The sequence below is a fragment of the Phenylobacterium sp. genome (assembly GCF_016793285.1).
Lineage (GTDB): Bacteria > Pseudomonadota > Alphaproteobacteria > Caulobacterales > Caulobacteraceae > Phenylobacterium.
In genome coordinates this window covers 1-6,130 of the sequence record NZ_JAEUMO010000083.1, presented here as the reverse complement: position 1 = coordinate 6,130, position 6,130 = coordinate 1, and the positions used below count along the sequence as shown (strand labels likewise).

6 protein-coding genes and 2 pseudogenes are annotated in these 6,130 nt (G+C 67.0%); 5 read left to right on the top strand and 3 right to left on the bottom strand.

Annotated elements, in window-relative coordinates; all coding sequences use genetic code 11:
* The coding region (locus JNL41_RS08865; protein WP_293474118.1) for a glycosyltransferase family 4 protein at window positions 1–661 on the top strand (661 nt) is incomplete at its 5' end.
* Here JNL41_RS08865 and JNL41_RS08860 read toward each other — a convergent pair.
* Entirely contained in the window at window positions 576–1,481 is a 906-nt protein-coding gene (locus JNL41_RS08860; protein WP_293474116.1) for a hypothetical protein, read from the bottom strand. The genes JNL41_RS08865 and JNL41_RS08860 overlap by 86 nt on opposite strands.
* Before the next feature lie 101 nt (window positions 1,482–1,582).
* On the opposite strand from JNL41_RS08860, the gene JNL41_RS08855 reads away from it, so the two are divergent.
* Both JNL41_RS08855 and JNL41_RS08850 read left to right on the top strand, forming a co-directional pair.
* The gene (locus tag JNL41_RS08855) at window positions 1,583–2,512 is read left to right on the top strand and encodes a tartrate-resistant acid phosphatase type 5 family protein (protein ID WP_293474114.1); all 930 of its coding nucleotides are present in this window, start codon (window positions 1,583–1,585) and stop codon (window positions 2,510–2,512) included.
* A gap of 140 nt (window positions 2,513–2,652) precedes the next feature.
* Window positions 2,653–3,207 (top strand): annotated as a pseudogene (locus JNL41_RS08850) (IS6 family transposase); the annotation flags it as partial.
* Between the two features lie 261 nt (window positions 3,208–3,468).
* On the opposite strand, the gene JNL41_RS08845 reads toward JNL41_RS08850, so the two are convergent.
* Window positions 3,469–4,029: a hypothetical protein gene (locus JNL41_RS08845; RefSeq protein WP_293474112.1), complete on the bottom strand. Its 561-nt coding sequence runs from the start codon at window positions 4,027–4,029 to the stop codon at window positions 3,469–3,471.
* A gap of 98 nt (window positions 4,030–4,127) precedes the next feature.
* Between JNL41_RS08845 and JNL41_RS08840 the strand changes: the two genes are divergently transcribed.
* The gene (locus tag JNL41_RS08840) at window positions 4,128–4,964 is read left to right on the top strand and encodes a recombinase family protein (protein ID WP_293474110.1); all 837 of its coding nucleotides are present in this window, start codon (window positions 4,128–4,130) and stop codon (window positions 4,962–4,964) included.
* Window positions 4,952–5,188, top strand: a complete 237-nt coding sequence (locus JNL41_RS08835) for a hypothetical protein (protein WP_293474108.1) — start codon at window positions 4,952–4,954, stop codon at window positions 5,186–5,188. Before JNL41_RS08840 ends, JNL41_RS08835 begins: the two co-directional genes overlap by 13 nt.
* A 796-nt stretch (window positions 5,189–5,984) precedes the next feature.
* Here the strand turns inward: JNL41_RS08835 and JNL41_RS08830 are convergent.
* Window positions 5,985–6,130 (bottom strand): annotated as a pseudogene (locus JNL41_RS08830) (IS481 family transposase); the annotation flags it as partial.

Below are 6,130 nucleotides of genomic sequence, written 5' to 3'. Positions count from 1 at the left end.
CCCCGCCGCCCCCGCGGCGCCCCCGGCGGCGCCCGGGCGGCCCGGCGGGCCGATCCGGATCGGCTCGCTCGGCCGCCTTCACCCGGTGAAGGGCTACGATGTGCTGATCCAGGCGCTTGCGCGCCTGCAGTGCGGCGGCTTCGCGCCGGCGCGAGCCTACGAGGTGGTGATCGCCGGCGACGGCAAGGAGCGCGCGCGGCTCGAGGCGCTGGCTTCGGGACTCGGCGTGCGGGGCATCACGTTCGCAGGCTTCCAGGATCGTCCGCGCGATTTTCTCGCCGGCCTGCACCTCTATCTGCAGCCGTCCCGCTCGGAGGGCCTGTGCGTCGCCGCGCATGAAGCGATGCAGGCAGGACTGCCCACGCTGGTCTCCACCGTCGGCGAACTGCCGAAGACGGTCGTCGACGGCGAGACGGGCCTCGTCGTGCGGCCGGGCGACGTGGAAGCGCTCGCCCACGCCCTGACCTGGTTCCTTGGCCATCCGGACCGATTGGCCGCATTCGGCGCGGCGGCGCGCCATCGGGTTTTGGACCGGTTCAGCGCGGCCGCATTCCGGCAAGCGGGCACCGACATCCTCAAGCGGATGTGCGCGCAGCCGTACGGCGAAGTCGTCGCCCCAGGTCCAGAAGCAGTCCCCCGGGCGAGCGGTCGATCCGCTTGACGTCGATGAGCGTGACCGGCCCACAGGCCGAGACCGTGTGCAGCCCGTCCACGTAGGGCGCCGCGCCGCGCGGCGCGCGGAGGCCGGGGATGTCGATCGCCTCGAACCGGTCGGGCGTCAGGGCCTGGATCCGCAGCCAGCGGATCGCGCCGCCATAGGTGCGGCTGCAGTCCTGGACGGGGAGAATCAGCCGGCCTCGCCGCAGGAAGGGGGCGCCGCCGGGCCGACTGGAACGGCGGTCGATGCGCACAGGGTTGCCGGGATGCGTGCGCCAGGGGCCCAGCAGTCGCTCGGCGTAGGCCAAGTGCAGACGACCCTGTTTGTAGCTCTGCGGTCCTGACGGCGAATAGGCCAGCCACCAGAGGCCCTCCCACTGGAAGACGGTCGCGTCGACGGCCGGGCCGTCGAGCGGGAGCCGCAGCGCCGGCTCCCAGCGTTCCGGGTAGGGGGCCGCCCGATAGAGCGTCAGCGCGCCGGACCGGTGCGCCTCGGGCAGCATCCAGACCTCGCCGTCGTGCTCGAACACCTGCGGATAAGACAGGTGCCACGGCTCGCGCAGGACGGTTGTTCGGCGGATCGGGACGAACGCCGCGTCGAGTTCGATCAGGTCGATGACGCCATGCCGCGTGCGGTAGTCGAACGCCTCCGCGAAGACGTGCAGACGGCCGTCGCGCCATAGGCCGAACGGGTCGGCCAGGAACGTGAAGGGCGGCTCCTCCGGGAGCCAGTGGATCCCATCGCGCCAGTCGTCCGCGGCGTCCAGGGCCGTGACCGGTCGGTCGACGACGGCGATGCGCCAGATATCGGTCCGGAGCGGCACGGCGACTATCGGCGCGCGTGAGGCGACGCGCCGTCGGCGGCGTCATCAGGACGGGACCACTCGGGCGGCGTGGGGCAGGGCGTGGACGGAGCGCAGCGATGGTGAACGACGGACTTCACCGCCGGAGCCTCATGGCGGGCGCGGCGGCGAGCTGGATCGCCGCCGGTGCGGCGCGCGCGCAGCCGGCGCCCCTGACCTTCCTCGCCCTGGGCGATTGGGGACGGGGCGGCGGTCGTCACCAGCGAGAGGTCGCCGAGGCCATGGCGAGCACGGCGGCGGAGCGGAACGGGCAGTTCGTCCTCTCGGCCGGCGACAACTTCTATCCCTGCGGTGTGCAATCCGTCGCCGATCCGCACTGGACCGCGTCGTTCGAGGAGATCTATGCGGCGGCGGCCCTTCAGACGCCCTGGTACGCCGCGCTCGGAAATCATGACTATCGCGGCAAGCCCGCGGCCCAGATCGCCTACGCCAAGGTCAGCCCTCGGTGGCGCATGCCGGCCCGCTACTACGCCCTGCGCGGCGCCGGGGCGGTCGTGCCGGACCTCGACATCTTCGTACTCGACACGACCCCGATCACCGGAGACTTCGGCGAGGCCTTGATGCGGCTGTCGCAGGGTCGTGTCTCGGCGCCCGACGCCGCCCCGCAGGTGGCCTGGCTCGAGCGCGAACTCGCGGCGTCGGAGGCGCGCTGGAAGATCGTCGTCGGGCACCACCCGATCCGGTCCGGCGGCCATCACGGCGGCTCGCCCGCCCTGGCCGCCCAGGTCGAGCCGTTGCTCGAGCGGTATGGAGTCCAGGCCTACATCTGCGGCCATGACCATGCCCTGCAGCACATCCAGGTCGGAGCGACCCATCACGTCTGCTCCGGCGCCGGCTCGTCGGCCGGTCATGTCGAGGCTGTGGAGGGGACGCGGTTCGCGTTGGGACTGCCGGGGTTCACGAGCTTCACTCTGGACCGCGGCGGGCTCGCGTTGCGCTTCCACACGGCGGGCGGTGATGTGGTCTACGAGGCGGCCCTGCGTCAGACCTAGGCCCCGGCGCCACGCATCGGGGAGGATCGCACGCGTCGCAACGGGCATCTCGGCGCTCCTGAGCCTGGCTTCCGTACCGATGACGTCGCGGATGGCGCGCATCCTCACGATGCGCCTGCCTTGGCTCAGGTCGGAGGAAGGTGCGTTGCTGGGTGATCAAGTTCGGGCCGCTGATCGCGGCGAACCTGCGCCGGCGTCGCCCGCCGCCGACGGCCCGCTGGCATCTGGACGAGATGGTCTGCAAGATCGGCGGACGGCGGATGTTCCTGTGGCGCGCTGTCGATGACGAAGGCGAAGTCCTGGACGTCCTGGTCCAGAAGCGCCGCAACAAGGCTGCGGCCTTGAAGTTGCTTCGAAAGTTGCTGAAGAACCAAGGGATCCATCCCGAGGTCATTGTCACGGATAAGTTGGCGTCCTATCGGGCGGCGGCCAGGACGCTGGGCCTTGCCGATCGCCATCGACCCGGCGGCATGCGGGAGAACAACCGCGCCGAGAACTCGCACCTGGCCATCCGAAGACGGGAGCGAAAGCAGCAGAAGTTCAAATCCCAGGGCTCAGCCCAGAGATTCCTTTCCAACCACGCTGCCGTCTACAACACCTTCACCGTCCAGGAGCATCTGATCTGCCGACCGATGTTGCGCCAGTTTCGGGCCATGGCCCATCAGGCCTGGGCCGAGGCGACCGTCGCCGCCTGATCGGCGGCCACAGAGGGCATCCTGCGGCCAACAGAAGTTAACCTGCCAGTTCCGCCCTGACAGCCGGATTGCCCCCGGCGACCCGCGGAATAGCCGGGGGAATTCACGTTGTGGGAATTTCGGAGCCGACTGAGGTCGGGTCGGTGGCGGTGGAGGCAGGGCCGACGACGCTTGGCTCCAAGGGAGCTGACCGGCTCAAACTCCATCACGTTTGGAGTGACTGCAAGGAGTGGGCAGAGGTTCGACGACGCTTGGCTTCAGTTAGGCGGCCTTGTCCGTATCAGGTTCGAACTCGACAACACCTGGTTCGAACGCGCCGCGCGGTGTCCGCAGTCCTCGGCTCAAAGCAATGTCCGCGCGAATGAAGAGCCCGTTGCTGTTTTCAACGAAAGACCGACCGATCACGTTGGGGTCGGAGAAGTACTCGCGACCATGAAGTACGGTGTAGGAATGCCCGCAATGCGGGCAGACCTTGCCGTGTCCCTCCGTAGCCAGCAGTGGGGGCGGCTGGCGTTCGTGAACTGTGGACCACCCATCGACTACGACGCCATTGCGCCGGAGCACGCCGATGCCCACGCGCGCCGCATCGATAAGGTCTCGAATTTCCTCCAGCCAGCTGTGTGCGACGAGATGGACGCCATAGTCGCAGGCCCAGCTGATCTCATCGCGCCTGTTTGGAGCTCCGACGATATCGAGATCGATCTCGAGTCGGCCCGCATCTATGTGGATGCCACCGTCCGGCGCTCTACAAACCCAATCTGGAAACGGAACCGTGCGGCGATCGAAGACGGTCGTCGAGTATGCTCCCATGTCCAGCGGCACGCACTCGTCTGTTTCAGTCGCGAACCACAACCAGCGTCTCGATGATGGGTTTGTAGAGGCCAATTCAGAACCGATCTATCGCGGTGGCGGGGATGCCGATGGCTTACTACCCGTCAGCGTTCCTTCAAGGTACTTCGAGATGTTCGTACCATTCCGTCTATCGCCTGCAGGCGCGCCTGGAGGAGGAGGGCATTCGCTCGAAAGTCACCCGCTCGCGCCGCGGACATATGCGAGGCGGCAACTCATTCTCCAGCGGCGCGCTGTTCCACATGATCCGTAGCCGCATCTATCTGGGCGAGATCCCACACGGCGCTATGAGCTACCCCGGCGCACACCCCGCGATCATCGATACCGACCTCTTCGATCGCGTGCAGGCGATGCTGGCCACCCACCGCCGTGAGCGGAAGGAGCGGCCGGTGCGCGCGGCGTCGATGCCGCTGCGCGGCCTGGTCTTTGACACCGATGGCGACCCGATGAGTCCGAGCTTCACGTACGGGAGGAAGGGCAAGGTCTATCGCTACTACGTGTCGGCGCCGATGCAGCAAGGGCGGTCCGTGCGGTCCGATCCGAACGCGCTGCGTCGCGTGACGGCCGATGAGATCGAAGGTGTTCTGGAGCGGGAGTTGCGGAGGCGCCTGGGCAGGCCGGACGACGCAGGACTACGTGACATGATCGGCTGTGTGACGCGCGTCGATCTTGAAGCGCAGGCAGTTCGCATCAGTGTCTTGCGTGCGCAGGTGTCGCGCGATGCGGTGGTCGACATTGAGCCTGACCCGCGGGATCCGAACGTGATGATCGTCACGCTTCCGATCCGCTGCAAGTTTCGTAGCGGCCGCACCTGGATCACCGGCGCCAATGACCGCGCGATGCGTATGCGGCGTGACCCAATGCTAATAAACAGCTGCAGCAGGCGCACCGCATCATGGCCGATCTAGGCTGGTCGAAGACCGACGGCTCGGTTGCGGACGGCCACAGCATGAAGGCGCCGCCTGGCGCATATGAGCGGAAGATCTGTCGGCTCGCGTTCCTCGCGCCGGATATTCAGAAACGCATCCTTGAGGGTCGGCAGCCTGCCGACATGACGCTCGACCGGCTGCTGCACGGTCGAATTCCGACGTCCTGGACAGCCCAGCGCAGCCTGTTTGGCATCGCCGGCTGATCCCTGTTCGGGCGGCGATTTGTTCGCTGTTCCGACACTCCCAGTTCCCTGTTCCGCGTCTCCAAGTTCCCTGTTCTGGAATCCCGAGCGTCAGCGCTGGATCGGTCATAAGTCTTTGTCGCAGCGCGCGATTTAGTCTTCGACGCGCCATTGCGTCTCCGGAGGGTCGCTGTTCCGCTGCGATAACAGGGAAACTTCACTAGATCGCGTTCGGCCAGAGACGCGCCCCGATATACCGGGCGTTCGGCGGCTCCTGGCGCGGGAATGCGCGCGGCGTACAGGGGATTGCCGCCGACTACCCGCGCGAAATGCGCGGCTTGCTGACGATCAGGGATTTGGGAGACCCGTCTGCCGGGTGAGTGGCGGTGAAGGGAGCCGACCGGCCAAGTAGCTCCACCTTCGTGAGATAGTTGTTCTCGTTTTGCCGTGGGATGGTGGCGGTTCGGCGGCACGAGCGCGTCCATTCACGGGCGGCATTCTCAACATGGCGAGGTGAGCATGGCTGGTAATCGCCCTGGGCGCGGTGGCGTGTTCGAAACGATGGAAGACTATGCGAGGCGTCGCCAACGCGAAGTTGCTCTCTTTGGTGAGCAGGCTGCCGCTGCCACCCGTGAGGCATATGGGCGGGCCCTTCGAGTTGGCGAGGATCTGAACCTCCCCACTGCGGGGGATGTCATGAGATACGGCGCTGATCTCCTGGCAGGAAGGAAGCCTCGCGCGGCGGCGCCTTCACGTCCGACTTCCTCCGCTGGCGGAGCGAGTGCAGGGAAACCAAGTGGAAGGAAGTCTACTGCGCCTAGTTGTGGAGGCTCAATAGGTTGTCTCGGTTGAGGCCGAGGCGGCTGATGGGCGTCTGGGATTTTATCCCGCCGTGCGGGCGATGCCAGTTGTAGCGGTGGAGCCAGATCGGCAGGTCGACGGCGCGACGGTCCGAGCTGGGGT

Excerpts from the sequence above, each read along its gene's own strand:
- JNL41_RS08835 (WP_293474108.1), top strand. The coding sequence starts at position 4,952 with ATGGCCGATCTAGGCTGGTCGAAGACCGACGGCTCGGTTGCGGACGGC.
- JNL41_RS08840 (WP_293474110.1), top strand. The coding sequence starts at position 4,128 with ATGGCTTACTACCCGTCAGCGTTCCTTCAAGGTACTTCGAGATGTTCG.